Source organism: Nostoc sp. (genome assembly GCF_036917275.1).
In the GTDB taxonomy this organism is placed as follows: domain Bacteria; phylum Cyanobacteriota; class Cyanobacteriia; order Cyanobacteriales; family Nostocaceae; genus Nostoc.
Window position 1 is genome coordinate 17,507 of the sequence record NZ_JBALDF010000061.1, and the last position, 24,714, is coordinate 42,220.

A 24,714-nucleotide genomic window follows, 5' to 3' on the forward strand; every position below is an offset into this window, starting at 1 on the left:
GACTCCAACTTTCACAAGTGCATTCAAATTTCATTGGGAATCAATCTTCTTGAGAAAGAATTAAATTTAGAATACTCATTTCTTTAGATTGGAATATTTGATTTTCATTAAATAGGTTTTTTCCTAGTTTATCCATTGCACCACTATTGAAAACTACGTAAGGAATATTTTGATAATTAGAGTCAATGGGCAAAATATTATATGCTAAAGCAAGTGTAGAAACGTACCGAGCTAAAATATCCCGTAAAGAGACATTATCAATTCTTCTCTCATTTTCAAAATAGCCTTCAAAAGCCTGAAAAGATAAAAATGTCTGTATAGGTAAAGCGTAATAACGTTCTGACGAAACAGAAGTTTGGGTTAATTTTTGTGAACGTTCTAATTCACTAAAAAGTGTTTTAAGCAAATCTATTAATGAATAAGCAGCACGAATAATTTGTTTTGGGTATTTTCCTGATGTTACTAAGAGTTTAAGTTTTTTTATTAAATCTTCATTTTGCTTTTTATCAAGAATTTTTTCTAAGTCAATATAATTAGTTTCCTTAACTAGTTTCTCTGATAACGGTACAATGAGTAAACTACCTCTGACATAGGTTTTTTCAACTGGTGGGAGACTCAGCAAGTTATCAAGGCTAGTCTCCATTTTTGACAAAAGATTAAATCCGATTGAAACATAAGATACTTGTTGATTTTGAGGGAGTGATTTATTTTGAGAATAAGGACTTATTTCAATTTTTTGAACCGAAAGTAATTCATATAAACTTTGCTCTATATTTTCCAATATATTATCTCCAGGTTGTTTTTTAACCTCCTTCTGAATTTGCCGTAATAAAGTGGCCAATGTACCAATAAATGTCTCCCCCGCTTGGCTAATAGCTTTACCACCAATAGGAATAATGACGTATCGTTTTCTACCAATTTCCCCTGACCCCATAATCCGGGTCATAATAGATGCTTTCAGGATAATCAGAATATTTAATACATTCAGACAAGCTTCTTTTAATGAGAGATTTGTAAGTTTTTCTGATTCAGCAGCACTTAAACTTTTTCCATTATCATCTACTTTTTTTGGGTAGTATATAGCTTTATCAGACAAGTAAAAATTTAAATATTTACTACCCCTGTCTAGTTCACCACCTCGCCCACGGTAAATTACTTGTATAATTTCCATAAAATTTTGCTCAATTTGAAAGCTAGGTATCTGCACAAGAATATACTTAGTTTGGGTAAAAGATAGACCGCGAGATGCAGAAGCAGTCATAAAAACTACTTTGACTGTATTTTGGTATTTCTGAATTTCAGCTTCTTCTTTATCTGATAAACTGGCATGTATTTCTAAATACTCTTGATGCAGAGTAAAGCTAGGTCTTAGCTGAGAAATTTTAGTAATTAATTGTTTGAGAGCATCTTTATTTTGGATATAGACTATAATCTGTCCATCATTTTCATCTAGCAATTTTAAAATATCTTCTTCAATTTTTTTAGCTACCTTAATATCTAAAGTAAAAGTTTCATCTGTAATGTCGTCTGAGCTTAGTGACTGGATAAATATGTGATAATTAAATATTAGCTTGTCAGCAGGATAAGAATTTGCATTTATCAGAGTTGTAGGCTTATTCAAAAATTGAAATTCATTAAAAGATAAACATTGACCAATTGACTCTGAAACTTGTCTGACAAATATTTTATCTCCCTGAATTTGATTTTGAGAAAGATGATTTTCAACTACGTCTTGTATTGTCAGTGATGCGTCAGCAGTAATCACTTTCAGATTAAAGCCGTATTCAGGATTTAACAAATCATATTCTTCAACAAAATCTAAAATCCCGTGTAGAAAAGCAACTCCCTCTTGCGAACCTGTAATTTCGTCAATCATAATGAAAATATTTTTCATCCGGCTGGCGATTTCTTTCATCTTCTTTGGAATAATCCCAGGAGGCTTTTTGGAAGAATTATAAGCACTACTAAATATTCTGCCCAAATGCTTTAAAGTGTTACCATAGCGAGTTTCCTTTAAAGACTGCATTGAGGCTGTAGCAATGATATTATTAGGTAAATCAGGATTAATGATACAGGTGTGAATTGCTTCACACAAACTTGCTAAGACTCCAACCTCACGGGGTTTTTCTACTTGTACCAAGTTATCTGTACGTCTAACCAAGCGACTAGGAAAGTCAGATACTTTGTCTTTTAAATTTCTAGCATCTAAAAATTTTACTTGCCCTATTTGATGTTCGTCAGTCAGGTTATTATTATAGTACTCAACAACGTAACCTCCATTGGCATCATCAAGTATTCTTTTATTGGTATTAATACAAATTAAATTGTCCGAAACTAATTTTAAGCTATTTTCTTGTGTAAATTTCTCAATAATATCTCGGTTAACCTGAATTCGAGGACTGACATATATTAGGAGTGAACCCTCATGTAAGTGGTCAATAATTTGCTTTGCAACTGCTGTAGTTTTACCAATTCCAGGATTTCCCGTCAAAAACAGCAATGGTATTCTAGAATCTGCAAGGGTTCGATGTATCAACTCTGCATGAGCATTTCTAAATTCTGTTTCTTTTAGGTCTAGCGATCGCTTAATAGATTCAGGTACAAGACCAGCCGTATTAAAAAAATCTTGTCCAGCCTCAAATACTTCAGTATTTGGGATATAATTTATTGTATCTTTTTTTATTTCAACTATATCTTTGACAAACCTGTTGCCATCCTGAAAGTTTCTAGCTGCATTACTTTTAATGACTTCAAGTAACGTGTTGCGGCTGTCATTAATATCTTTGTCACTCTTATTTTTGTATATTTCATAACAATTATTTAATATTTCCAGACTATTTTGAGCATTGTCTTTTTCTTTAGTCAAAGCAATGCCGTTAATCATTCTGTCACTATATCCAAAGCAATTAAACTTAACTGCATCAGTTCCTGATATTTTACCTGATGACAGCAGAAATTTATAAAAGCTCCAAGCATAACTAGAAGCTTGGATAACCTTCACTGCTTCCTTGTCTTTAGTCTTGAAAGCACAGAAGAAGCGAGTCAATTCTTTAGAATATATCTCATTAAGTTTATTGTTATTGTCGCTACTATTTCCAGTATCGATACCGAGTCCACAAAAACTAGACTTGGAACGCACATAATTTAACTCAGTATTTAATGATTCTACTAAACTTTGAATGTTATTTAAGTCAGTTACAGAATGAATAGCGGAAGTTGTAAAAGTGGATAAGTCTACAACTAAAATTCGATACTTCCCCATGTACCGCAGCAATAAGAGAGTATCTGCTTTCAGGAATTCCCCAGCATCTATATAACGACTGATATCTACGTTTTCAAATCCCTGAACTTCTAAAATTTCTTTGTAGCAGTCAGGAGGATATCTCTCTAAATTTTTGATACCAAAGGCGTTTTCATTGTGGAAATCACACTGAAAATAGATAATTTCTATTTTGCTTTTAGTTAGCCAGCCAGATGCTTCTATATATTCTCGCACAAAGCTGTAGCCTGAAGTCCATCCTTTTTGAATAAATAATTTTACCCAGTCTCCAATAATTTCTTGATGAGATTTATCTATAAAATTATTAGCTATAGCCTTTTGTATCTTATGCAAAGATAACTTACTTAAAGGCTGAAGATAAACATCGCCGTAGGAATGTTTTAACTTGGAATGCTGAAAGTAAGTTAAAATACCGATATTAAAACTTATTTCAAATACTCGACCTAAATTAATGCCTAAATCATTTGCCATAAAGCGCACTCCTAATTTCGGTCAAAAAGGCTAAGTTATTAAATTTAACATTCTTCACCGAGTAAGTATAAGTAGATATTTTACCGATACCTTCGTCACCAATGAGTTTACTATAAGGGTTCAGCTTGAGAGCAATGTTTATATTTACTTCGTATCGAGAAAAATGAAATAAAGCAATGTATTGTAAAATCGTCTTTTGTAAAGGCGAATCTTTATCTAATAACCCTTCTATAATATCTTTCGTATCACCTACGTCATAAATATTTAATAAAGTACTGTAACAAACTACACTATTAAATATAGTCCGCTTTTTATCTACAGAACGGCCTGTAAAGAGGTTGAGAAAAACTCTGGTTTGTTGGCTTTTATCCACAGATAACTTCTCTAATTCTTCAATATCAGGAATATAAAAGGAATCAGCTTTCCCTTCAACCAAGTTGATAGCAGGATAGTTATCCATAAATATTGGATATAGCTTGATATCTGGCTTACCTGCTTTGAGATACTGAACTACATCCTGAGACATGAAAAATAATGAATCTGGGTCTGATTCCAATTTAGTTATACCCAAACTCCTAGTATAGGGAGCTTTTGCTATGTATAAAAAATGTCGATAACCTTGTTGGTAAAGTTTACTAATTTCATCTTTCACAACCTCTGATTCAGTAGATATTTTAGAATGAGGTTGATTGTCTGCAAATGTTTTGATAGGTTCAACTTTTACTGTTGTATTAGATATGTGATTAATAACAATAATTTCGCCATATATATTTGACCTTTTGGCAAGTTTATCTTTTTCATCCCAAACTGCATCACTCAACCAGCTAGAAACAACAATAATTGCCAGTTTATCCAGTTGAGCTTGATAACCTTCTTGCAACTCAAAAGTTTTAGGAATCAAAGCGTACAACGATGATAAAGCATTTTGTTCTTTATACTTATCTATTTTTTTTATATTTTTTACATTTAGTCCTTGAGCATCAGCTATGCAATCTCGACGAAGAATATGTGCTAATGCTTTTGATAAAGAATTGAGAAAAACTTCATCTTCTGTTGTTTCCTGAGTATCTTGGAGATGAAATCTAAAAATTGGAATAAAGAGTTTTTCTTGCTTTTCGCTATCTAGACTAATTTGCTCTCGACAAATATTAATACACAAGTAACTTAATAAAGTGAAGACTTGCTGATATATAGTAGCTTCTGGTGATTGAGTATTTTTAAATATTTCTTCTCTTACTTCTTTGGATTTATAATAAATAACTATTATTTTTTCCTTCGCAAAGTAGTTATCATATATTCCGTGAGATATAGGTTTACCATCTTTCTCTCCGATTGGAGAAAATATAACAGGCAATCCTTTAATACCTGTGATATCATACTCCATCGAGAAATTTTGCTTATCACTATCTGTAAAATAGCGAACATCATCAAAAGTAAAAGTGACAGATAATGAACTAAGAGATTGTTCATTTACAGTAGGTGGTAAAACCTCCACATAAGCCAGAGCTTCTCTAGCTTTAGCTTTGAAATTTGATTGGTTTTGTTGATTTAAATCAAGTTTCAAAAAACTACGAGTATTAATAATTTTTGAGACATTTTTATGCAGAACTGCTTTACTAATACATAATTGTACTCTTTTAGAAAAAGATGGCAATATTTCTTTTTTCTTAAGAAAGGTTTGCAGCAGATTTCTTAAGGCTGCTAATTTTCGTTCGACTTGCCAAACATCCTTATTCAATATCAACCCGTGAATTTTGATTAATAAATTTGTAACTTCCTCATCAGAAATACCGACTTTCAATTTATTTAAAATATCGTCCTTAAATTTAGGAGTAGGATCATAATTTTTATCAGGTATCTTGCCTTCTTCATCGACAGCGAAAACGAAATAATAAAGACAAGCAATTTTCAAAACCTTTTCTTTAAAATTCTTGGCTTTTGCAGGATCTTTTAGTTGGTCTTTATGACGCGGACTGGTGGGGTCAAGTTCAGTCATATAGTAATTCACGACTGAATTTTCATGATAAGAATTTACAGAACCATTGAGCTTTAACCTCACACCCAAGTTGAATTCTTGGATACCTCTGTCTTTATCTACGCTTTCTCCTATCATTCCTTCATACTCAGGAATAATAGGCAAGATATCAAAGGAATTTGCTTGAGAAAAAGCTGTCCTGAGATTAACAGGCTTATCAAGTAAATAATTTACTTCATAATCGGGATCATCTAAATCTGGATCGTTGATATAATTTATTAATAATCTCAGCCGCTTATTCAATGTTTCTAAACATTCAAAACCCTGTGTATTGGAATGATGTAGATTAGTTTTGGCACATTCTATTCTCAAATAATCCAAATAATTTATTTTGATATCTCGTAGTAGTCTCGGAAGAGATTCAGTATCTACTATTTTTTGAAATTCAGTAAGTTCAGATTCTTTTTGCTCTGATATATTGTCTAAAATTTCTGTCAGTTGTTGCCAATCTTGTGAATCGGGTTTAGCTATAGTATCTATGTAGCTTTTAAGGCTCTCTAAAAACCTGCTCTTAAAATTAGATATGCCTTCAAATTTGACGTTCAAGTGATGAGCTTTTATGACTGACTCTGTACCTTTACGCCTCTCTTGAGCCAAGCTATTCTCAATAACTAACCGCTGAGATGTAAAACTATAAGTCTTGTTAAAAGGATATTTAAATGGTAAGCCAGCTTGAGTGCTAATAAAATCAGATAATGGTGTGCAAAGATTGTCTAAGGAAGATTGAGTTTGGTTTTCTCCACAAGCAGTAACAAGTTGTCTTCTCAATTCATCTCTAATAGCTTGGATTTTAGAATAAAACTCTGTATCCGAAATAAAATTTACGGTTGCTGCTTTAATACCTATATTCTGCGTTAAAGGACTTTGTGGACGTAGGTTGGGATTGGTAGCAATTTCATAGGCAATATCATAAGCTGAGATTCTGAGTTTATTTCTATCTGGAGAAAATTTGAAAAGTGGCTTTTCTTTAATTAACTGTAAAATTTTATCTAATAATGGAGTATAATCTAATTTTGCTAAGGGATTTGAGCTTTCCTCAATAGAATGTCTTGATGTTGATGTCATGATGCAACCACTGTTTAGTAATATTTCAATTTTGTGACTTACCCTAAAAGGTTGATGCGCTTAAACAGTAGCCAACAGAGTAAGCTAGTAGAATGAATTCTTAGTTTGTAAGACTTATCTTATAACCCAAAAATTTTAATTCAGCCATATCGCTAGTTTTGAAGACTTATGCTTATCTGGTGAATAATATAGTATAAACGTACCAAAATTTTACTTTAAGAAAAAAGTTTAAAATTCTTAATTTTTAGTAAAAATAGTTTATTAATCAATTTGGTAAAAAAGTGCTTTTAACTGTAAAGTAGCGATCGCAGCACCAACACTAAAGGCGATCGCACTCTTGCATCTTACATAACAATTAATCAAATAAATTTAACAAAGCTTTCGTCGTCCCTTTTGGCAAGCATTACAGGCAGAAGTTTTCGGCTCAAAATCAATACAGGCGATCGCTTCCTCAGAACAAGCTTTTTTTGGGTGTACAGTACATTTGAGGCGGTAGTCGTTGGTGAAATATTCGCAACCAGAACAGGGAATTTCATGCAGCGTTTTTAAATGAATTATCCCTTTTTTTAGCGTTAACCAGACACTACCAATAAATAGAATCATTATTGTCCAAGTGCAAAAGGCGCACAAAATCATAGTTAACATTAGTTATCCTCCTAAAAATTCCAAAAAAATGCCCGCAGTCCACTGCTGTTAACCGCAGGCATAGGACTTTATTTAGCTAGGGTTGAGCGAAACTTAATTAACTATTAGCTTGATGTGACGATCGCCAATAGTGCCAAACATAACCTAAGAAGGCCGTTACACCAAGGAAAAACTGAATATCTGCCAATCCCAGACGTTCATAACCGTAAAACTCTCTTGGATAAACTGTCGTGTTATATCCCACGAATACGGCAGAAATCCAAGCCATCAAAGCTAAACCCAGCAAGCTGTAAGAAAGAATTTCTTCACTATTTTCAATTGGTAAAATTCGTCTTACCCATGCAAAAGGCTGCACAAGAATATGCCATGCGCCACCAGAAATTAAGATGAAGCCAACCCAAATATGACCACCAATGACATCTTCTAAGTTGTCAACACTTGCCATCCCTAAAGGAGTCCAGCTACCATCTTTCAAACCAACTAAATAACCAAAAATTGTCACTGGGTTTAAATTAGGATTGCTAATTAGGCGGACATTTCCCAAATTAGTGTCATAAATTCCGCCAAAAATCGTCGCCTTTAGCACTAGCAAAAATGCTCCCAAACCCAGAATAATTAGGTGATGACCTAAAATCAAACCCAATTGCTTGGGGTCATTCCATTCATAGTGAAATTTCGCCGCTTGTCCACCGGCATTATATAAAATTGCCGGACCACGAAAAACATGAAAAAGTCCACCTGCACCCAACACAGCAGATGCAACTAAATGCAAAATGCCAATTACAAAATAGGGATAGGTATCGACTACTTCACCTCCAGCACCTACACCCCAACCCAAAGTTGCTAAGTGGGGTAACAAAGTCAATCCCTGTTCATACATTGGTACGCTAGGAACAAAGCGTGTAACTTCCGATATTGTTATTGCTCCCGCCCAAAACATAATTAAGCCTGCATGAGCAACGTGAGCGCCTAATAATTGACCAGATAAATCAATTAAACGGGCATTACCCACTAACCACGATAAATTTGTGTCTTCTGCTAAGGTTCTATCAGTTGTAATTGTCATAGTTAAATACCTTTAAAAGTCGGGAGTGGGGAGTGGGGAGTAGGGAGTAGGGAGTGGGGGAGGAATTTCTAACTTCTAACTCCTGTACAGACGCGATTAATCGCGTCTCTCCTAACTCCTAACTCAGCACTTGTTACGATTCGCTACCTATGGCATTTATTGCCCTTTCAATTTGGCTAAAGTCAACGCCAATTGCTCGTAGGGCGTGCCACAGATGACCTTGCAAGAAGAAGAAAGCTAAGAAGAAATGGGCATTTGCTAACCATGCTCTGGAAGTGTAACCACCGTTAGCTAACTTAATGCTGTCGGCAAAATAAGGACTAACTCCGAGTTTTAGTTCCAAAATAGGGCCATAAAATTCCACGGGATAAGCTAAAGTATTCACTGCACAGAAGTAAGCTGCAACAAATCCTGCTAAGGCAATACCGCCTAAAGAGTAGGAAAGGATGGCTTCACCGGAGAAAATTAAAAGCTTTTTCGCCCAAGGTAAAGGCTCTATGAGGATGTGCCAAATACCGCCGCCAATGAGTAACAAGCCTACATAGATATGACCGCCGACTAAATCTTCTAAGTTGTTAACACTGGCAAAGTGAGTTTGATAGCCATAAATGACCAAGGGGTTGAGGGTGGGGTCGGTGACAACTCGGACATCGTGAATTGTCGAGTCGTACAGTCCTCCCCAGAACATCGCTTTTCCTACCAGGAGTAAAGCACCTACTCCCAAGAAAATCAGGTGATGTCCTAAGATAAACCCAAGTTTTTTCGGGTCGTCCCATGCAAAATGAAATTTCCGAGCGCGACCAGTGGCGTCTTTTAAGTTTTTTGGACCTTTGAAGGTGTGGAAAAGTGCCCCTGCACCAAGCACAGCAGAGGAGATTAAGTGTAAAGCGCCGATAACGAAATAAGGGTAAGTATCGACTACCTGACCACCTGCGCCGACACCAAAACCTAAGGTGGCTAAGTGGGGAAGCAAAATCAGCCCCTGTTCGCCCATAGGCACTTGGGGATTGAAGCGAGAGAGTTCAAACCATGTAAACGCCCCAGCCCAGAGCGTCGTCAGCGCTGCTTGTGCCACATGAGCGCCGATAAATAAGCCAGAGTGGTTGGCGAAGCGGGCGTTACCATTCCACCAATCAAATTTGACGTTGGGATTGCCGTATGTCTGCATTGTTAAGCCGATTAGTAATTGTTGCTAATAATACTCAATTAATTAGTTCTTATTTCAGCAGTGAAATGTCGCGTAAGTCCAACAAATCAGCTAGTACATGTGTAGAATTGAAGCTTTTATCTAAAGGAGGAAAGCTTCTTCCAATTCACCATAAGCGTTACCGATTGTGGTCAGCACTTCTTGCCACATGCTCTACTTATTGAAGCTAATTACCAATTATTGAGATTACAAATTTAGTTTATTGAAACTAATTCTTATTTAGGCTATATCTTTACAAAATGTAATCATCAAAACCGGAGGAAAAATAGACACCACAAGCAAAGCGACAATAGTAACTACTCTTGGCTGCAAGCAAATATCAGTTTTTGCTAGCAGTTTTTTCTGAAGCTGATATCAAGTTTGGATGAACACTTATAATTCAATCCGCTTGGGTTAAGACTTAATCCTCCTTAACCCCCCTTAAAAAGGAGGGAATTAGAGCAAGCCTTTTTAAGCAAAATTTTATTGCTAATTTGTAGAAGTGCTTAGGGATAGTGCAGATGCTTCTAGTGGATGCGGATGGTGGCATTCCCAAAAACTTAAAATCTGTTTGCCAACCTGTTCCGGATAGAAGTAGTGAAAAAAATGATACCCTTCTGGGCATTCCCACAGTTTATCTTCTGGCTTGAACCAATTCAGCCAGTCATGCAATGCAGGTGGATTGACTACTGGATCACTCTTGCTACCACATACCATCATTGGCATAGAAACTCCACCCTTGGGTAAATAAACCAACTTAAACAAAGAGTGTGACGAGGGAGATTGTTCTAAATCTTTATCTAAGGCAGCTACTAACTTTTTAGTGGTATGAGGTGATTGATTTCCAAAAAGACTGCGAACGCTGCTTGCCAAAACTAGTTCACGGCTGATCTGAAAAAGTTGTCGTTGAAAGTAATAGTGAGCGTGCCAATTGTTTGCAGGTTGAGCAGCTACAGCCAGCAGAGTGAGCGATCGCACTTTTTGAGGAAATCGACGAGCATAGCTTAAAGCGATCGCACCACCTATACTATGACCTGCCAGATGCACAGGGCGATCGCGGCATTCTAAAAATTCATCCACTAATTCCACAGCTTGATCTATGGAACTGGCTTCATCTTTGGTTTGATGGTATTCCCACTGGGCGACGCTTATATACCCAGATAAGTATTTAAGTAATGGTTCATCAAAACGCTTCAAAATAGGACTAGCATTTAACCACAGAACATCAAATGAATCAGACATAAATACCTATAACTTCTGAATTATCAATTTCAGCTATAAGAGCGATTAGAAAACGCGTCTACACTAGGCTCTACCCATCTGCACGGGTTAAAAAACCTTGATTTTCTAGCTCACGCAGGTGTAGTTCCTGTTTGTGTAGCCGCGTATTCCATTCACCAAGGCTTAAGTTGACTTTCTACAAACCAAATTCTGTTTTCAACTGAGCAACCCAAGTTTTAATTCGCTCGTCTGTTAACTCAGATTGACTACCTTGATCAAGTGCCAATCCGACAAACTTGCCATTTTTCAAAGCTCTAGATTGATCAAATTCATACCCCTCAGTTGGCCAGTAGCCAACAGTTTTACCGCCCCGTTTGGAAATTTTTTCTTCCAGAATTCCTATTGCATCTTGGAAGTTATCGCTATAGCCATATTGGTCTCCATCACCAAAATACGCGACCCGCTTACCACTAAAATCTATATCATCCAGATCAGAGAAAAAGCCTTCCCAATCGCTCTGAAGTTGACCAATATCCCAAGTGGGAGAGCCAATAATCAGCAATTCATACTCATCAAAAGTGCTAGTATCTGCTTCGTAAATGGGATGTAATGTTACAACATCACCACCAAACTCATCCCGAATTTTTTCGGCATCAGATTCAGTGTTGCCAGTTTGAGTACCGTAAAACAAACCAATTTTTTTCGACATATTGACACCTGATAAATAGATAATTGTGTGTTCAAAAGGACTTATGCAACAATAGCCATTCGTCCTCTACGTAAACCTCAAACAAGTTGATACAACTTAGAAAAACAAACTGCTATTGCTTAACAGCAGGAAGGCAAACAAAGCTCCTCCGCAGCTACCCACTGTCCAGCCAGCATTAAACTCGCTCCAAGACTTAGCCGTTTTCATGTTTTCCGGTAGTTCCCCTTGAGCCGGTTTGCGTTTTTGAAATGACACACTACCATACAACCACAAGCAAATAGACAAAATCAATACTAGACCAATTGTCGCAAGTAGCCCTGCTAGATTTGCCAATTCCGTATCCCGCAGTGGGCCTAGTTTTACGAACGGGCCAATCAAGAAATAGCCGTGCGCCATACCAATTTCCAGCCCCCGTGAAAAGGGAGACAAGCCTTGACGGTAAATAGGAAGATTTGCCAACAACTTCAGGGTGATATCAGAAGCATTCACCGGGGTGTCGAAATTCCCGATTTCAGGACTCCCCGCAGGATTGATAACTCCCTGCTCAAAATCAAGTCCAGCCGCTATGACACGCACCCTCAAGGCGTGCCAGATATGACCAGCTAAAAAGACAACTGCCAAAGCAAAGTGAGTGGTTGCTAGCCAAGTACGAGATGTAATCACTCCCGATGCAGTAGTACTCAGTCCTAACGGGCCATAGAACACTGTGGGATAAACGGTATCATTCACCGTTACAAAATATGCTGCCAACAAACCCATGTAAGCCAGAGCGCCCAGGCTATAGGATAGGTAAGCCTCACCAGACCAAAATAGTACCTTTTTCGCCCAACTAAAAGGCTTAGTGAGAATGTGCCAAAATCCCCCGACAATGCAGAGTATTCCTACCCAGATATGTCCACCGATGACATCTTCTAGGTTATTAACTGCTGCCATTCCCTGTTTGCCAAAAGCACCGAAGAGATAGCCAAAGATGCGACCTGGGTTAATAGTCGGTTCAGTAATCACTCGTACAGATGCTACTGCTGGATCATAAAGACCACCCCAAAACAGCGCCTTTGCCACCAACAACCAAGCCCCGAACCCCAACAACAGCAAATGAATGCCGATGATCGTGGTCATCTTGTCTTCATCTTTCCAGTTGTAGCCAAACAAGCCAGGGAAAGACGGGTTATCATCCAACATTGCTGGGCCTAGAACAGCATGGTAAATGCCACCAGCACCTAGTACAGCAGAACTAATTAGATGTAAAACACCAATTACAACATAAGGATAGGTATCAACAATTTGACCGCCGTCGCCAACACCAAATCCTAAAGTTGCCAGATGGGGCAGCAAAATTAATCCCTGCTCATACATCGGTCGGGAGAGGTCGTATTTAGTGATTTCAAATAAGGTCATTCCTCCTGCCCAAAGGACAATCAACCCAGCATGAGCAACATGAGCGCCCAAAAGCTTACCCGATAGGTTAATGAATCGGGCATTGCCAGCCCACCAACCGGATTCCTGCGGAATTATGGTTGCAGTTGCCATTGTTAGATTGCCTCCCCACGAGTTGAACGGACGACTCTCCAAGCGCCAAAGTCAAATCCAGCAGCGCGTAAAGCGTGCCAGAGATGCCCTTGAAGAAAGAAGAAACCTAGCCAAAAATGAGCATTCGCCAGCCAAACGCGAGAGGATAGAAAATTTCCACTCTGGAAGTAAGGAAAACGGTCAAACCCAATACTCAAGGCTGGCCCATAAAATTCCGGTGGGTAAGCTAATGTGTTAACAGAGACAAAATAAGCGGCAATAAAACCCATTAGAGCTAAAGCACCCAAGCTGTAAGAAAGGTATGCTTCTCCTGACCAGATAAACAGCTGCTTTGTCCAGCCAAAAGGTTGAGTGGTAATGTGCCAGATACCGCCAGCAATGCAGAGAATGCTCACCCAAATATGACCACCAACCAAGTCTTCCAGGTTGTTGACTCCAGCAATCCAGTGTTTGCCACCGCCACCAAATAAGTAGCCAAAAATGACGACAGAGTTCAAAGTAGGGCTAGAAACTACGCGCACCTCACCCACCGTAGAATCGTACAAGCCGCCAAAGAACATGGCTTTGGCAACCAATAACCCGGCTCCCAGACCCAGTAACACTAGGTGAATACCCAGAATAGTGGTCATTTTATTAGCATCTTCCCAGCGATAGCCAAAGAAGGAAAATCTCTCTTCTAAGATGGCAGGCCCACGTAGGGCATGAAAGATACCGCCAAATCCCAGGAAGGCGGAGCTAATTAGGTGCAATACTCCAACGACGAAGTAAGGATAGGTATCTACTATCTGTCCACCACTTCCAACACCCCAACCAAGGGTTGCAAGATGGGGCAATAGAATTAAGCCCTGTTCGTACATTGGTTGCGCTCTGTTGAAGTGGGCAAGTTCAAAAAGGGTTGTTGCACCAGCCCAGAGAACAATTAACCCCGCATGAGCAACGTGAGCGCCCAAAAGCTTACCTGAGAGGTTGGTTAACCGGGCGTTCCCTGCCCACCAGGGAATTGACTCCGGTTTTTGAACAGCCACGCTTGTCATGGCGTTATCTCCTGAGAAAGTTTGCAAATAACTTCAACTATTAGCTTAATGAATATCTATCTCAAGAAGCATGAGGATATACTACCAGAGTAATTGCAAAAATTTATCATTTGATTTAAGTAAAGTTTTATGAAGGATTTCAGAAACAAACTGAAAAGGCGGGCGACGGTTCATTCCACCTCAAGAAGGAGTAGGCTACAAGACAACTTCTTATCAAAAAAGAATTCAGGAGTTAGGAGCCAGAATTCAGAATGAATTTTGTGCGACTGGCGGATGAATAATCGGGTTTAAAACCCTCACCAAATTGAAAATTTGGTGGTCAACAAGACAGTGGTGGGTCTGAATCCCCCACTGATTGATTCTGACTTCTGAATTCTTCTTCAAAAGTACCTTACGATATCCTCACACAATATTCCGAATGATTACTAGTTTCAAAAAGTACATCGGTAAAGGAAGCTAGAGAAAGTAACTTTTTTGTGCATTTATGAAATTAATCCAAATACTAAAAGTAGCTGTAATTCCGGTTTTGACTGTATTGAGCTTGTTGTCTGCATCAAATAAAGTACTAGCTGACTATTTAACCAGTCAGGGTTCAGGAGGTAATTACCGTTATGAATTATGGTCTAGCGATGATAATAATCATTACTATTTGAAAATTTGGTCATCTGAAGCAAGTCCAAACAGTGACGCATACTCCACAACTAGAACATTCACCTCTAGTAGGGAAGCTTTAATTGATTTTGATTGCAATTACGCTAAAAGAAATTTACCAGAATGCCGTCGATGATAATTTTTAACTCCTCTGATACCGTTTCATACAAACCCTGATACATATAGATTTATCGTAGGGGCATAGCAATGCTTATTAGTGTCAACTTAAACTTATAAACCTCGTAAAATCTCGTATTCCAGTCTCTGGCTGGAAATGCGTACCCTGGCGGCTCTGCCACCAAGAGAGGGAGGCGGAGCCTCCGAACTGGTATTCCCAGTCTCAGACTGGGAACAAGGCAATAACTGTCAATGAGTGAAATATGAAGAAGTTAGTTTTTGGTGTTGGATTTATTTTTAGACTTTCCACAAGGCTTTAAAATTCGGGTTGGTAGCTATGACCGTGCAACAGTAACAGCTTTTTTTGATGCTGAAACTGGTGAAAGTCTAAGCACTGATATTGATGCTCCTGCATCGGCATTCCATTCTAACTACGACCCTGTAATTGCTCCTACAAAGTAGATTCGGAATTCGTAATTAAAAAATTTAATTACGAATTACAAATTACAAATTAGACTTCGGCAGGTTGATATTCTTGTTGTCTTTCCACAAACGCTTGAACACGGGTGCGGTAATTTCTTACAGTCTCATCTACCCAATCGCGATCGTTGCTATTTGCATACAAATGCACCAGTGGTTCGCTGGCATCTGGTAAAACTAACAGCCAACTGTCATCGTAGGGTTGACAAATTTTCACTCCATCGATGAGTTCTAAGTTTTGGGCTGGGTGAGTTTCCACTAAGTAACGCATCAAAGCACCCTTGGCTGTCCACGGGCAACGGATTGTATAAGTTTTATGAATTACACGGGGCAATTCTGACCGCGCAGCAGCGAGCGATCGCTCCTGGATAGTCAACATCTCAATTATCTTGGCAATGCAGAACATGGAATCAAATCCTGGATGCAGTTGCGGGAAAATAAAACCAGTTTCTCCACTACCTCCTAAGACCACATTCGGATTTTTCTGACAAGCTTCCATCAAAGCTGTAGGGTTAGCTTTGGTGCGAATCACTCTGCCATCGTGGCGACGGGCGACTTGTTCAATAGCACTGGAAGCATGAACTGGCACTACTACTGTTCCTCTGGGGTTAGCCGTCAGAATCATGTCTACCATCAGTGCTGTTAAAGTTTCCCCACGAATTGGGTAGCCTGATTCATCAACTAAAATCAGCTGTTCTCCATTAGCCGTGACTTGCACACCAAAGTTAGCTTTCAATGCCTCGACTACATGACCTAACTGAGTCAGCAGTCCTTCTCGGTCAGTTACTGACATCGCCGTTTTATTCACACTGGCATTCAGTACTACCGCATCAGCACCAAATTTATCTAACATTTGGGGTAAAACTGCCCCCGATACGGCATAAACATAATCAATCACCACTTTAGCCCGACTGTTGCGGAGTGTATGAACATGTAAAAGCTTCTCAAAGGCTGTACAGTAACGGTCAATGACTTGGCTGGGGTAAGATACATCGCCAATTTCATGAATTAGCGCCCGTCGCATATCCTCCTTAAAGTAAGCCCCTTCAATTTTCTTTTCTAGGGCTTTGGAGATATTAATGCCCTTAGCATCCATGAATTCAATCAAAATGTAGTCAGGGCGATCGGGGTGTACCCGCACATGGATACCACCAGCTACTGACATTGTGGGTATAATCGTGCGGGTGATGGGGATAGCTGTAGCATCAAGGTTTTGAATATCAATACCTACTGACATTAAACCAGCAATCAGCGATCGCGTCACCATCCGAGAGACATTACGCTGGTCACGAGAAACCGTTACCTTAGAACCAGGTTTCAAAGTAGAACCGTAAGCAGCTCCCAATTTCACGGCAAATTCTGGGGTGAGGTCGATATTAGCCAATCCTTGCACACCACGTTGCCCAAATAAATTCCGTTGAGCGGTGTTTCCCCAAATCAAGTTAATGTTTAAAATTGCCCCTGACTCAATCTTTTTACTGGGCCAAACGCGCACGCCGGGGCTAATTTGGGCTTCTTCTCCCACCGTAGAAAGTGAACCGACAACAGCAGCTTCTAATACTTGAGCGCGGCGGTCTACACGAGTCCCACGGGAAATTACACAGGCTGAAAGAGCTGCTTCTTCGCCAATGAATGCCCCATTCCAGACTATGGGACGTTTAAGATTCGCATCAGCACCAATAGTGACATTATCACCAATTACGGTTCCTGCCTCAATCTGTACTCTTGCCCCGATGCGGCAATTATCACCAATCACTGCTGGGGTTTGAATTACAGCCGTTTGGTCGATGTAAGTATTTTGACCCACCCATAATTTAGGGGAAACTTCTTTATAGGCACAATCTAGTTGCACTTTCTGATCTAAGGCGTCATACTGAGCCTCACGATAGGCATCTAAGTGACCAACATCACACCAGTAACCTTGAGCAATGTAACCATACATTGGCTGATCTTTTGCTAGTAGTAAGGGAAATAAGTCTTTGGAAAAGTCAGACTCAGTGTTTGCTGGCATATATTCCAAAACTTCTGGTTCGAGAATGTAAGTGCCAGTGTTGACGGTATCGGAAAAAATTTCACTACTAGAGGGTTTTTCTAAAAATCGCCGAATCCGTGCTTCCTCATCGGTAATCACCACCCCAAATTCAATTGGGTTAGGAACTCTGGTTAAAATCAAAGTAGCTTTTGACTTTTTTTGTTTGTGAAATGCGATCGCTGCCGTAAGGTCAAAATCTGTTATGCTATCACCGCTAATGACTAAAAAGGTTTCATCAAGGAGTTCGGCAATGTTTTTCACACAGCCTGCTGTACCTAAAGGCTGATCTTCTTCGACAGCATAAGTCATCTGGACACCAAAATCGCTGCCATCTAGAAAGTAGTCTCGCAAGACATCAGGTAAATAATGCAATGTTGCTATAACTTCTGTAATTTGATGTCGTTTGAGAAGATTGATAATATGTTCGGCAATTGGTCGATTTAGAATGGGCACCATCGGTTTGGGGAGATCGCAAGTTAACGGGCGAAGCCGCGTTCCCGAACCGCCTGCCATCAGTACTGCACGCATAAATCCTCCTTGTTCGCTATTTACAGCCTTCGCTGCTTCAAGAGCCATGAGATATGTTTTGTTCTTCCTTCTTTAGTTTGCTATGGATCTTGATATTTGACGAACTTCCACAAGATGCATGTAGATTGGGGCATTGGGCACTTGTACTGAGCTTGTCCTGAGCGTAGCCGTTGGTGTAGCCTCTCTAAGAGTTGGGCAAAGCCATTGGCGCAGCCTCTCTAAGAGTTGTATCGGGCATGGGGCATTGGAAGCTTTGAGGTTCTGAGGTGGATGAACGAGTATCAAAGGTGGATGAACGAGTGTCAAAGGTGGATGAACGAGTATCAAAGGTGGATGAACGCGTATCAAAGGTGGATGAACGAGTATCAAAGGTGGATGAACGAGTATCAAAGGTGGATGAACGCGTATCAAAGGTGGATGAACGCGTATCAAAGGTGGATGAACGCGTATCAAAGGTGGATGAACGAGTATCAAAGGTGGATGAATCCAGTTCTAACTTCTCCTCTGCTCCCTCATCCCCCATTCCCCAGCTTATTAACTCTGCTGGCAATGATAAAGTTCATATTCGTAGCCGTTTATGTTTGGCAAAGATTGAGTGTCAGACTTAACGCATGTTTTTACGGTTTCTGCTATGGGTGCGTGAAAGTTTACCAGCCACAAGTCAAAAGGTCGTGGTAATTTCTTTAAAGTATTTTCCAGAGCAATGGTGGAAGTATTTGGGTTTTGGTCTTGATGGGCAAGAAGAAACAAAGGTTTTTGAGGTAAATTGGCAAGTTTAATCTCCCTAGCTACCCCCATCATTTCCCCAGTGTGTACATAAGTTTTGTGGGTAGTGGCAATCAGTACTGGCACTGGGGATATTTGTTGGATTAGTTGCACAAAAAGGTCAGGGCGATAATATTTTTGATAGCCGAGATTGCAGAATACTGTTACTGCACTAAAAAATCCCATTAACCAAATTAACATCACGGCTTTTTTCCCATTTATTCCCCATTTACCTATGCTTTTTATGCCATTTTTCCCTTGTTCTCTTTCCATCAATTCCTTGGGAGGATGCCAACACACTGCCAGACTTGCCCCTAGTAAAATAACAATGGCGGGAAAGTAAACAAAGTTATAGCGAGCACCCCTGGTCAAGTCAATCCCCAAAAAGTACGTAAAAATAAAGAATAAAGCGATCGCACTGATAACGACTCCAGCAAACACCTGAATCATAATTCGGCTTTTTGATTGCTGTAGTTGAATCTTGATCCCACGCAGTAAAATTGGCACTGCCCAAATAAAGAAAGTCAACATTACCAGTCCAGAAGGAATCACAACCAATATCTGTGAAGATTCAACTGGCAGGAGGGAAATCATTGCAATCAATGTTCCTAAAGCTTGAAAAATTGGGCTGAACCAATCTAGTCCGACGCGAGAACCTCGAATCCACTCGGTCAAATTCTCACGATTTCTATTTTCTAAAAAGATTGGTAGCCAAATTAAACTCGCAACAATTGTACCTGTAGCAACGGCATAGATGCGCCGCCAAGGAGGAGAGAATAAAAGAGAAAATTTGCTGCTAGTCTGCAATTGATGCCAAGCAAGAAAAATCAAAACTACACCTTCTGTGCAGAGGGTGAGAGTGAAGAAGTAATGAGTAGCAACACCTAAAGCATTAATTCCTACCCAAAGAAGTGCTATCCAGATGGGTAAAGGTGTGCGGTTTTGAATATGACGGGTGGTAATTACTAAGCAGGTAAGGGAAGCAGTTACCCATAAAGCTGCCAAAGTGTATTGGCGTGCTTCTTGTGCTAAAAAGACGCCGTAGGGTGATACTGCCATCATGGCAGCAGCCAAGTGTCCCACTAATGGCGAACGAAACGCTAGCCTACCTAATATGTAAATACATGGAATGGAGGCAGCACCGATTATAGCTGGTAGCGATCGCGCAGCAAACAGCGATACTAATCCTCCTTCGCTCTTAAATAATTTCATCCACAAGTAAGCCAGCATAAAATACAGTGGTGGATGGTTATCTTGTGTAACTAAGTTATGAATGACATCACCAATACTAGCTGCTGGGTTTGGTTGCAGTGGTTGCAATAGGATATCAGGTGTGATCGCTTGATCTAGGGGTATTGATAAAAAAGTATTCCCCAAGCTAAACACCAGGGTGGAAAACTCATCAGTCCAAGGAGGCTTTGCAGTCAAGTTGGCTAGGCGCAAGTTGATGCCGATGAGCAACCACATCAAGTTCAGCAAGGGGTGAAGCCAGGAAGGAGGGAGGCGAGTCTGCCAATGATGCCAATGCTTGTGTTGTAAGCCAGAGTTTGTATCTGCCAGAGACAGGAAATGGGTAGCATAGGCAGGTAGCAACGAGATAATTTTTCTGTAAAAATCAAATGCACCTTGGAAAAAAACTCTCATTGCTGGTCCTCACAGGAATGGATTTGTAGATTTGACGTTTGAGATTTAAGTTCGTTCTATCTAAAAACAAAAATCAAAATCTCAAATCCCTCGTTGTGATTATTTCACGTCGGTGACGCGCCAGCTAAGTTTTAAATTAATCCAAAAATTCCAGATGGTAGCAACTGCGATCGCAATAAAGTTGGCAATGTAGCGGTTAGGAATGAGAAAATTGAATACCAAATTTAATATCAGCACATTCAATACAAGTCCAGCAAGGCAGATAGCGTTGAATTTGACAAACCGCTTCAGGCGTTGCTGCCATTCTTGCTGTCTGGCGCTGACATCAGCAAATGTCCAAGCGTCATTCCAGAAGAAATTATTTAAAATCGCAATTTCACCAGCAATAATTTTGCTGCGTGTCAGTGGCCAAGCCAAGGTAGTCGGATCGCTGAGTAAGTAAAGCACTGCCATATCTATAAATACCCCACTAAAGCCAACCAACCCAAAGCGGAGAAATCGACCAACGGGGAAATTGACTTTTCTACTCAATCGTCCAACTCGCCCTGTGGAAAGCCGCAACCGCACTAAGTGGTGGATGTAATCTATATATTGCTTCCATGTCACCTTACTCTCACCCTCTTTGCGTTCGCAGAACACATACCCAACTTCGGCAACTTGGTCTACTTTTCCCCGCCCGATTACTTCTAGAAGAATTTTGTATCCGACTGGATTGAGTGTTGCATTGGCGATCGCACTCCGACGCACCATAAAATAACCACTCATGGGATCGGAAACTCTGCCCAGTACCCCTGGTAAAATCACTAAGCCTAACAACTGAGCGCCACGAGACAAGAAACGCCTGACAACACTCCAGCTACTTACACCGCCTCCTTCTACATGACGGCTAGCTACTGCAATATCTGCTCCCTGCTCAATACTACGCAACAGTTGCATCAGCACCTCTGGTGGATGCTGCAAATCCCCATCAATCACCCCCAACACACTCCCCGTAGCTGCTTGCCACCCACGAATCACTGCTGAGGACAGCCCCCGTTCCTGTTGGCGTCGCATCACCCGCAACTGTGGGTATTCTTTCGTCAAGGATTCTGCTACTTCCCAAGTTCGATCTGGGCTATCATCGTCTACCACAATCAATTCATACTTTCCTGGAATAGATTCATCCAGTAACTGACTCAATATGCTGACTACATTCTTAATGTTATCACGCTCTTTGTAAGTAGGAATTACTAGGGAAAGATGGGTAGATTCACTACTTGTACTCACACCGTTAGGGGGCAACTCTAAAATCTTTAGTGGGCCAGTTGGTACTGTTAACAACGAGTTGGATGAGTTTGTCTTCATAATTTCACATTACAGAACGAGGATGTGTAAAGACCGAGGGAAATCAAGCCAAACATCTGCTGGCTTTCTTGACTAAACCTGGTTAGTCAAAATTTAATGAATACTTTTGTTACAGTTAGCTGTTTTAAAAAGTTTAGTAATTCCCGTACCTCAATTCAAAATATTTACCTAAACTTCATCTAAACTTTAAATTTAACCACTCGTTTTCATAGTAGTATCCAGTTTTTATAGATTCTTTTTATACAAAAAACTAATTAATACTGTACCATTAAGTCACCCAAGTCAACAAATATACTCTTTATCAAGACTATGTGAAGATTTTTTAGTATTTAGTAAGGCTAATATACCAATCCAAAATCATTAGTGAGAAAATAGAGAAATAAATATAAAGTAGTGATTGCGACTAAATGGAAAATGTAGTAAGTAGTAGGTGAAATCACTAAAAAACTCGCACTTTTGGGGCATAAGGCTTTGCACCCCTATTAAGAGGTTATTTTAAAAGTGTTTACCCGTGATTTTAGGCACTTGATAAGGGAAATAACTTATGCCCAATACAACTCTTGGAGAGGCTGGCGCTTAGGGCGTAGCTATGCCGCAGGCTTTACGGCTTCGCTCAGTACAAGTGCCTAATCCGTCTACTTAGTTACTTTTTTATTCATAATTCTGGATACTATATTCTGGGTTTTATTGTTGTTGGGGTGTTAATGTCTATTTCACATAAATATACTGTTATTGCTTTTGTTAGCCTGAGCATTGCTTTGTTCATTACTAGTTGCAACGGAAATAAAGTCTCCCAGTGCCAGCGACTGATTCGAGTTGTGAATGCTGGAACTTCTTTGATTGATAAAAATAAAGGAACCCAAGTGATCACCAGCTTACAACTGTCTAAAGATTTAGAATTTGTAACTAAATCGATTGGGGAACTGAAGTTAACAGACCCCAAGCTGAAAGAATTTCAAAGCAGTTTTGTCAAAATTTTTCAGAATCTCAGTCAAGCGGTCGCCAAAGCAGCTAGGGCACTTGGTGCAACCAAAACAGCAGAAGCCTCAGCATCGGGTAGAGAAAAAATTGAAAAGGCGAGAGCCGAAATTGATTCAGCACTCACAGCAGCTACAACTGTTGGCAAGCAGTCCGATACCTTAGTGAATGAAATGAATAAGTATTGTAGCCAGCCAGAATAATCCAATTTGGTGAATTCGTTAGTTCTCAAGGGATTACACGATTATTCTCGGTCTCTTGGCAAAAGCTTTAGGATGCTTCTGGAACTCGAATAAGGCAAAATAAAATCAATAAGCCAGGACAGAGGCAACATTCCCATAAAAAGAGTTCACAGTCAGTTATTCGGCGGCGTTTTTGTAGCTCAGACTTTCTTTCTGTGGTAAATTTTACCATGATGATTTTTCTGGCTATACTAGTGATTTAAGCTGATTGATTGATAAATTTCATCCCCAATATGAAAGATATAAAAACTCGAAATTTCATACATATATCATATCAGTGTGCATTTTCTTTCAAATGACACAAAAGCCTTGTCTGGTCTTGGAGGAAATAAATTTCCTGGGGGTAGAAAAATTTCATCAGTCAATCACTGAGGTTAATACTAACACTACAGAGTGAATCTAGATCAATCAAACGTCTTCTGAGTTAGCACCTATGAAAGAAGAATTGATAGCCAGAGTTGTGCAGGTCTTGCGAATTAATATGAGTTGGATGACTTGGAATTTATTTCTGGCTTTTATACCTTTAGCTTTGAGTATATGGTTATTTCGCTTTCGGCGTGGTGGCTCTTGGCTTTGGTGGCTGGGATTCTTAGTTTTCTATGCTTTCTTACCGAATGCACCGTATTTGTTGACTGATGTAATTCACCTGATAGACGATATCCGCACGATTCAATCGATTTGGATGATTACTTTGGTACTCATTCCTGTATATTTATTAGTAATTTTAGGTGGATTTGAAGCTTATGTAATCTCGTTAATTAATTGGGGTTACTACTTACATCGCATTGGCAAAAGCCAGTGGATTTGGCGCTTTGAGTTGATCACACATTTTCTCTGCGCTGTTGGTGTTTATTGGGGGCGATTTTTGCGTTTCAACAGTTGGGATTTTATTACTCAACCCGATGCCGTAGTAACTAAAGGAGTAGAAGAAATTCTTGGGAAACAGCCCCTAGTAATTATTGTTATCACCTTTGTGGTACTTGCCAGTTTGTACTGGATTATGAAACGAGTAACTTTAGGTCTTAGCCAACCAGATAGTAGAATAGGGATCAACTCAGGACGCGCAAACTCTAACACGCCAAACGTTTGATGTTCGTGACAATTTGGACTTTTAGATTTGCGGTTTTAATTAGTAATTATCCTGAGAAATATTTACTGTCAAAATAAAGATGCAACTAAACCATTTTGGAGGTGAAATAAACTTAGAAGCGAACGGTTGGACTTCAACCGCCGCCACCATCTGATTCCTAATACATCAACACTGCTAAAGAAAACAACACGTTTGAGTTTTGCTTGTGCCGCAGCTGAAAGAATATGCCAAGTTCCGAGAAGATTGACTGCCATTATTTCATCGGGCACATCTTCAGAGTGTCCAAGTAGCGCTGCAAGATGAACAACTGCATCGCAGCCTTTAAGTGCCGAACCAATTTCATTTGGATTCAGAATATTATGACCATTTGCAATATCAAAGCCAATCACTTCACATCCGTCAGCACGTAAAACTTTTTCAACAACCGAACCAATCATTCCTTCGTTGCCAGTAACTATAGCGTTTCCTAAGCAACTGAGGTACACCCAAATCTTGTTTACCAAGGTTAGTAGCTTTGAAAACGTACCTCACCAGGTCGGGAACCGCTATAATACTTTCATAACACTCAGGATTGTTGCTCATTTTTACTAATATTCATACT

17 protein-coding genes are annotated in these 24,714 nt (G+C 39.5%); 3 read left to right on the top strand and 14 right to left on the bottom strand.

Going from position 1 to position 24,714, the window contains the following annotated elements; genetic code table 11:
- Positions 1–40: 40 nt before the first annotated feature.
- The 9 genes from V7K35_RS24125 to V7K35_RS24165 all read right to left on the bottom strand — a co-directional run bounded on the left by V7K35_RS24125 (position 41) and on the right by V7K35_RS24165 (position 14,242).
- Positions 41–3,751, bottom strand: coding sequence for a helicase-related protein (locus V7K35_RS24125; protein WP_335082324.1), 3,711 nt, complete (start codon positions 3,749–3,751; stop codon positions 41–43).
- Positions 3,741–6,851 (bottom strand): hypothetical protein, encoded by a 3,111-nt coding sequence (locus V7K35_RS24130; RefSeq protein WP_335082326.1) that lies wholly within the window; start codon positions 6,849–6,851, stop codon positions 3,741–3,743. Before V7K35_RS24130 ends, V7K35_RS24125 begins: the two co-directional genes overlap by 11 nt.
- A 369-nt stretch (positions 6,852–7,220) precedes the next feature.
- On the bottom strand, positions 7,221–7,496 hold the full coding sequence (locus tag V7K35_RS24135) for a hypothetical protein (RefSeq protein WP_334811987.1): 276 nt from the start codon (positions 7,494–7,496) through the stop codon (positions 7,221–7,223).
- A 97-nt stretch (positions 7,497–7,593) separates the two neighbouring features.
- Positions 7,594–8,562 (bottom strand): chlorophyll a/b binding light-harvesting protein, encoded by a 969-nt coding sequence (locus tag V7K35_RS24140; protein ID WP_335082328.1) that lies wholly within the window; start codon positions 8,560–8,562, stop codon positions 7,594–7,596.
- Positions 8,563–8,695: 133 nt separating this feature from the next.
- Positions 8,696–9,730: a chlorophyll a/b binding light-harvesting protein gene (locus tag V7K35_RS24145; protein WP_335082330.1), complete on the bottom strand. Its 1,035-nt coding sequence runs from the start codon at positions 9,728–9,730 to the stop codon at positions 8,696–8,698.
- A gap of 507 nt (positions 9,731–10,237) precedes the next feature.
- Complete coding sequence (locus V7K35_RS24150; RefSeq protein WP_335082332.1) at positions 10,238–10,990, bottom strand: alpha/beta hydrolase; 753 nt, start codon at positions 10,988–10,990, stop codon at positions 10,238–10,240.
- Positions 10,991–11,165: 175 nt separating this feature from the next.
- On the bottom strand, positions 11,166–11,678 hold the full coding sequence (fldA, locus tag V7K35_RS24155) for a flavodoxin FldA (RefSeq protein ID WP_335082334.1): 513 nt from the start codon (positions 11,676–11,678) through the stop codon (positions 11,166–11,168).
- Positions 11,679–11,774: 96 nt separating this feature from the next.
- Complete coding sequence (locus V7K35_RS24160; protein WP_335082336.1) at positions 11,775–13,208, bottom strand: chlorophyll a/b binding light-harvesting protein; 1,434 nt, start codon at positions 13,206–13,208, stop codon at positions 11,775–11,777.
- A 2-nt stretch (positions 13,209–13,210) separates the two neighbouring features.
- A complete protein-coding gene (locus tag V7K35_RS24165; RefSeq protein ID WP_335082338.1) occupies positions 13,211–14,242 on the bottom strand; it encodes a chlorophyll a/b binding light-harvesting protein in 1,032 nt (343 codons plus the stop codon).
- A 1,047-nt stretch (positions 14,243–15,289) separates the two neighbouring features.
- Between V7K35_RS24165 and V7K35_RS24170 the strand changes: the two genes are divergently transcribed.
- Entirely contained in the window at positions 15,290–15,472 is a 183-nt protein-coding gene (locus V7K35_RS24170; RefSeq protein WP_335082340.1) for a hypothetical protein, read from the top strand.
- 49 nt (positions 15,473–15,521) lie between these two features.
- Here the strand turns inward: V7K35_RS24170 and V7K35_RS24175 are convergent, their stop codons facing one another.
- From V7K35_RS24175 to V7K35_RS24190, 4 genes are all read right to left on the bottom strand, one after another.
- Positions 15,522–18,050, bottom strand: a complete 2,529-nt coding sequence (locus V7K35_RS24175; RefSeq protein ID WP_335082575.1) for a mannose-1-phosphate guanyltransferase — start codon at positions 18,048–18,050, stop codon at positions 15,522–15,524.
- A 184-nt stretch (positions 18,051–18,234) separates the two neighbouring features.
- Entirely contained in the window at positions 18,235–18,573 is a 339-nt protein-coding gene (locus V7K35_RS24180) for a hypothetical protein (protein ID WP_335082342.1), read from the bottom strand.
- 11 nt (positions 18,574–18,584) lie between these two features.
- Positions 18,585–20,282, bottom strand: a complete 1,698-nt coding sequence (locus V7K35_RS24185) for a glycosyltransferase family 39 protein (protein ID WP_335082577.1) — start codon at positions 20,280–20,282, stop codon at positions 18,585–18,587.
- 276 nt (positions 20,283–20,558) lie between these two features.
- Entirely contained in the window at positions 20,559–21,803 is a 1,245-nt protein-coding gene (locus tag V7K35_RS24190; RefSeq protein ID WP_334797258.1) for a glycosyltransferase, read from the bottom strand.
- Between the two features lie 704 nt (positions 21,804–22,507).
- Here V7K35_RS24190 and V7K35_RS24195 point away from each other — a divergent pair.
- Both V7K35_RS24195 and V7K35_RS24200 read left to right on the top strand, forming a co-directional pair.
- On the top strand, positions 22,508–22,984 hold the full coding sequence (locus tag V7K35_RS24195) for a hypothetical protein (RefSeq protein WP_335082344.1): 477 nt from the start codon (positions 22,508–22,510) through the stop codon (positions 22,982–22,984).
- 472 nt (positions 22,985–23,456) lie between these two features.
- Positions 23,457–24,113, top strand: coding sequence for a DUF1361 domain-containing protein (locus V7K35_RS24200; RefSeq protein WP_335082346.1), 657 nt, complete (start codon positions 23,457–23,459; stop codon positions 24,111–24,113).
- A gap of 68 nt (positions 24,114–24,181) precedes the next feature.
- Here the strand turns inward: V7K35_RS24200 and V7K35_RS24205 are convergent, their stop codons facing one another.
- The gene (locus V7K35_RS24205; protein ID WP_335082348.1) at positions 24,182–24,598 is read right to left on the bottom strand and encodes an NAD-dependent epimerase/dehydratase family protein; all 417 of its coding nucleotides are present in this window, start codon (positions 24,596–24,598) and stop codon (positions 24,182–24,184) included.
- Between the last annotated feature and the right edge of the window lie 116 nt (positions 24,599–24,714).

Coding starts and splice junctions, on each gene's coding strand:
- V7K35_RS24165 (WP_335082338.1), bottom strand. CDS start 14,242: ATGACAAGCGTGGCTGTTCAAAAACCGGAGTCAATTCCCTGGTGGGCA.
- V7K35_RS24175 (WP_335082575.1), bottom strand. CDS start 18,050: ATGCGTGCAGTACTGATGGCAGGCGGTTCGGGAACGCGGCTTCGCCCG.
- V7K35_RS24195 (WP_335082344.1), top strand. CDS start 22,508: ATGTCTATTTCACATAAATATACTGTTATTGCTTTTGTTAGCCTGAGC.
- V7K35_RS24160 (WP_335082336.1), bottom strand. CDS start 13,208: ATGGCAACTGCAACCATAATTCCGCAGGAATCCGGTTGGTGGGCTGGC.
- V7K35_RS24185 (WP_335082577.1), bottom strand. CDS start 20,282: ATGTGGTTGCTCATCGGCATCAACTTGCGCCTAGCCAACTTGACTGCA.
- V7K35_RS24125 (WP_335082324.1), bottom strand. CDS start 3,751: ATGGCAAATGATTTAGGCATTAATTTAGGTCGAGTATTTGAAATAAGT.
- V7K35_RS24180 (WP_335082342.1), bottom strand. CDS start 18,573: ATGGGGGATGAGGGAGCAGAGGAGAAGTTAGAACTGGATTCATCCACC.
- V7K35_RS24200 (WP_335082346.1), top strand. CDS start 23,457: ATGAAAGAAGAATTGATAGCCAGAGTTGTGCAGGTCTTGCGAATTAAT.
- V7K35_RS24145 (WP_335082330.1), bottom strand. CDS start 9,730: ATGCAGACATACGGCAATCCCAACGTCAAATTTGATTGGTGGAATGGT.
- V7K35_RS24140 (WP_335082328.1), bottom strand. CDS start 8,562: ATGACAATTACAACTGATAGAACCTTAGCAGAAGACACAAATTTATCG.
- V7K35_RS24135 (WP_334811987.1), bottom strand. CDS start 7,496: ATGTTAACTATGATTTTGTGCGCCTTTTGCACTTGGACAATAATGATT.
- V7K35_RS24190 (WP_334797258.1), bottom strand. CDS start 21,803: ATGAAGACAAACTCATCCAACTCGTTGTTAACAGTACCAACTGGCCCA.
- V7K35_RS24130 (WP_335082326.1), bottom strand. CDS start 6,851: ATGACATCAACATCAAGACATTCTATTGAGGAAAGCTCAAATCCCTTA.
- V7K35_RS24150 (WP_335082332.1), bottom strand. CDS start 10,990: ATGTCTGATTCATTTGATGTTCTGTGGTTAAATGCTAGTCCTATTTTG.
- fldA (WP_335082334.1), bottom strand. CDS start 11,678: ATGTCGAAAAAAATTGGTTTGTTTTACGGTACTCAAACTGGCAACACT.